Origin of the sequence: Loigolactobacillus rennini DSM 20253, from assembly GCF_001436505.1 — a bacterium.
In the GTDB taxonomy this organism is placed as follows: Bacteria; Bacillota; Bacilli; order Lactobacillales; family Lactobacillaceae; genus Loigolactobacillus; species Loigolactobacillus rennini.
In genome coordinates this window covers 1380-4335 of sequence record NZ_AYYI01000080.1, presented here as the reverse complement: position 1 = coordinate 4335, position 2956 = coordinate 1380, and the positions used below count along the sequence as shown (strand labels likewise).

Sequence of the window (2956 nt, the reverse complement as noted above, 5' to 3'; positions counted from 1 at the left end):
GAGCGATGGTGGCTACTGGCGCAATGATGCCATTCAAAAAATCAAAGAATATTTTATCAAAAAATTAGCTGAAGAAATCAAGTCTGATTATGTCCGTATTATTGCTTAATGTCGGAGGTAGAATAATGAAAATAACGGATAAGGCATTAAATATATATAAAAAGACAGCAGTTTTAGAAGCATACGTAAGGGCAGGCTGGGAAGTTACAATCAGCCTTAAACGCGAACGTAGTGAGGATGAAAATGAAGTTGCCGATTTTATAGTTGCCTATAGACTCAACGTTAAAATGCCGGCCCGATTGTACCCTTGGGTTAAACATGAACCTGTAATATGTGGTATTGATATGGATAGTTATGAGGCAGCTGCTAATTTGGCTTTAAAGACTATTAGATCAACACTGTCCGAAGTTCAAAAAATCATTAGCGAGATTAAGTCAGAAACGAAAGAGATAAATAACACATTTGATTCCCAGATAAAAATTGAAAATGTAGAGGAAGACTAAATGAAAAATGAATATCCATATTGCCAGCTTAAAGACCCGTCTGAGTTATTAAGGGATGATGAAACGACTGTGTGGGTAACTGGGATTGATCCTTATGGCAAAAGATTTGTTGTTAAACTTGAAGAACTTAAAATTATTGCAGCAGCGTTTTTATCCTTAGATGCCGGCACGTATTATTCTCAATTTTATAAAAGGAGGTTGCTGTGATATGGCATATCAATCTGAGGATCCTGATGAAAATCGCTTTAAACTTGGACAAGTTGTTCTGGATTATCACGCTTATCGAGTGATGATTTATATTGGTTGCAGTAATGTAGCTAGAGGTTCTGATAGCCCACTCACAATGGGTTCTTATAAATTTCTGATTAAAGCTAAAAATCGTAACTCATACTATATGAGCTACTTGAGCCCGAGTTACGTTAATCAAAATGTAAAAGCTAGAGATCAGACTACTACACAAAACGGACCTGTAAATACAGGATGCGACTATTGTAAGAGAGAACATCGAGTATTTGCTAATGGTGTTGCAACTGGAGCAATTAATGTAAGTAATGACGAAATTGGACAACGGGGTTTTAAGTTTTGTCCTTTTTGTGGGAGAGATTTAATTATTAAATACAAATAGTAAGATGGGAGTTTTAAATATGTATGTAGTTAAAGTGGGAAATTTGTGGTTTTATGATTATCGTGTTTTTATTAATGGGCCTAAAAGGGTAGTTTTAATTGCTAATTGGATGCGCGCTAAGGTTTATGACAATTATGAATCAGCAGAAGCTGTAGCTAATAAATTAGGTGGCAGGGTAATGCTATTGACTGAGCCTAAAAAAGAATTAAAAGCTAGCGAGTAAGTCATTCGTTGCTTTAAGTAAACAGATTAGCTAATTTAAGGTAAATAAAAAAGCCACCATCGCTGGCCGCCCTAAACACCTAATACAATTTATAATAACACAAAGGGCGGCGTGGTGCATGGAGCTACTACCAATTGATGAGGCCAAGACTAAATTAAGCGCTGAACAGTTTTTAATGCAATATCGCGAAAAAGCTTATTTTGCCAAAATGCCAGTAAACCCTAAAATCACGAGCCACTGGGGTGATGGATCGTCTCCCAGTACAGCAGAGCGAGATCCTTATGCAGTCGAGCGCTTGGTACGACAAGAAAAGAGTAGTAAGTTTGTTAGCTACATTGATCGCGCCATTGCGGCATTACCCAAGCAATCGCATCAACAGCTTTTAAGGGTACGCTACTGTCAGGGGCTAGAGACAGAGCATCCGGATATGACAGCCATGGACGCGCTAGACATTTCGTCGTCGACCTATACTGAGCGTAAGGGTAAAGCGTTGCTAGCCATTGCACATTACCTTAACTGTGTAGTCTACGTGACCGGCAATAATCCGGCATAATTCTGGCAATAAATCGGCAAAAATCCGGCAATGAAACGGCAGACTTTCGGCATAGCAGCATTGTATACTGTTAATATAAGCAAGTTTGTATGAGTAAGCGTCCTTTATTAGGGCGCTTTTTTATACCTAAATTTAAATAAGGCGGTGCCAGCATGCGGCAAACGGACTACGGCACGGTCGCTTGTTGGCAAGAACGCAATTTGTTGGCCAAGATTGATCGTGACCTTAAACGACAGGCTAAGCATTGTCAGAGTAAAGAGCAAAACAATAAACCGAGGTGCAAAGGCAATGACAAAGTTTAAGCCTCAATATTTATATAAAAGTCATCTGGGAAGTTATTACTTAGATGATGCCAAACTAACACAGGGTGAGTTGTATTGCGACGAGTGTGGAAAATGCGATCGGTACTTAGGCCATATAGGATCAGGCCAGCAACTGGCCAATACTTTACTGCACGAAATGTGGCCGAGGTATAGAGTTTACGGCGAGCCTATCCCCCGTGTGATACGGCGGCTGCAGCGATGGGTCAATCGTTTAGGAATTAAATATCAAGTTACTGATAGAGACATTGTCGATTATGATTTTTTAAGAAAACTATGGTATCAGAAAGCTGAAAAACTTTAGTTGCAAAGTACTAGCTTCCAGTGTATTTGGTTCTAATGTAATAAAGATCTGAGATTCATTGAGTGTATAAATCGTTATGCATTAAGGTCTAATTGCTAATTGAGTTTAGTTGTAAACTTAAAGCTGAAAGGAATCAATTATGTTTAAGCAACCAAAAGTGAGATTAGGAAATAAAAATTATTCGCAGAACGAATTGAAAGATTTGCAAAGACAAAACACAAAAGTTTATAACAATTTCGTCCGAAGAAATAATAATAATAATCAATTTACAAACTTTTATCATTCGAACGAATGGAAGAAACTGCGAAAACAAGTATTATTACGTGATAATTATCTTTGCCAAGAATGCTTTAAAAAAGGGATTGTGAATGACAAAAATTTAATTGTCCATCATAAAGTTGAATTGAGGGAAGATTGGTCTAAGCGAT

Annotated in this window: 8 protein-coding genes; all 8 read left to right on the top strand. The window is 37.8% G+C overall.

What is annotated here, in order from left to right; translation table 11 throughout:
- Positions 1-125: 125 nt before the first annotated feature.
- Positions 126-503, top strand: a complete 378-nt coding sequence (locus tag FC24_RS09210; protein WP_057874586.1) for a hypothetical protein — start codon at positions 126-128, stop codon at positions 501-503.
- On the top strand, positions 504-710 hold the full coding sequence (locus tag FC24_RS09205) for a hypothetical protein (protein WP_057874585.1): 207 nt from the start codon (positions 504-506) through the stop codon (positions 708-710).
- A 1-nt stretch (position 711) separates the two neighbouring features.
- The gene (locus tag FC24_RS09200; RefSeq protein ID WP_057874584.1) at positions 712-1128 is read left to right on the top strand and encodes a hypothetical protein; all 417 of its coding nucleotides are present in this window, start codon (positions 712-714) and stop codon (positions 1126-1128) included.
- Positions 1129-1147: 19 nt separating this feature from the next.
- Positions 1148-1351, top strand: coding sequence for a hypothetical protein (locus tag FC24_RS09195; protein WP_057874583.1), 204 nt, complete (start codon positions 1148-1150; stop codon positions 1349-1351).
- 118 nt (positions 1352-1469) lie between these two features.
- Positions 1470-1904 carry an ArpU family phage packaging/lysis transcriptional regulator gene (locus FC24_RS09190; RefSeq protein ID WP_057874582.1) on the top strand — a complete coding sequence of 145 codons (435 nt, stop codon included), beginning with the start codon at positions 1470-1472 and terminating at the stop codon, positions 1902-1904.
- Positions 1905-2056: 152 nt separating this feature from the next.
- Positions 2057-2206, top strand: a complete 150-nt coding sequence (locus FC24_RS11525) for a hypothetical protein (RefSeq protein WP_157059115.1) — start codon at positions 2057-2059, stop codon at positions 2204-2206.
- Positions 2193-2528: a hypothetical protein gene (locus FC24_RS11590; RefSeq protein ID WP_057874581.1), complete on the top strand. Its 336-nt coding sequence runs from the start codon at positions 2193-2195 to the stop codon at positions 2526-2528. The genes FC24_RS11525 and FC24_RS11590 overlap by 14 nt, the downstream gene beginning before the upstream one ends.
- 139 nt (positions 2529-2667) lie before the next feature.
- Positions 2668-2956 (top strand): HNH endonuclease (locus tag FC24_RS11795; protein ID WP_057874580.1); only part of this gene is annotated, 289 nt, incomplete at its 3' end.

Bases quoted from the DNA above. Each gene is read 5' to 3' on its own strand.
- FC24_RS11525 (WP_157059115.1), top strand. From the start codon at position 2,057: ATGCGGCAAACGGACTACGGCACGGTCGCTTGTTGGCAAGAACGCAAT.
- FC24_RS11590 (WP_057874581.1), top strand. From the start codon at position 2,193: ATGACAAAGTTTAAGCCTCAATATTTATATAAAAGTCATCTGGGAAGT.
- FC24_RS09195 (WP_057874583.1), top strand. From the start codon at position 1,148: ATGTATGTAGTTAAAGTGGGAAATTTGTGGTTTTATGATTATCGTGTT.
- FC24_RS09190 (WP_057874582.1), top strand. From the start codon at position 1,470: ATGGAGCTACTACCAATTGATGAGGCCAAGACTAAATTAAGCGCTGAA.
- FC24_RS09210 (WP_057874586.1), top strand. From the start codon at position 126: ATGAAAATAACGGATAAGGCATTAAATATATATAAAAAGACAGCAGTT.
- FC24_RS09200 (WP_057874584.1), top strand. From the start codon at position 712: ATGGCATATCAATCTGAGGATCCTGATGAAAATCGCTTTAAACTTGGA.
- FC24_RS09205 (WP_057874585.1), top strand. From the start codon at position 504: ATGAAAAATGAATATCCATATTGCCAGCTTAAAGACCCGTCTGAGTTA.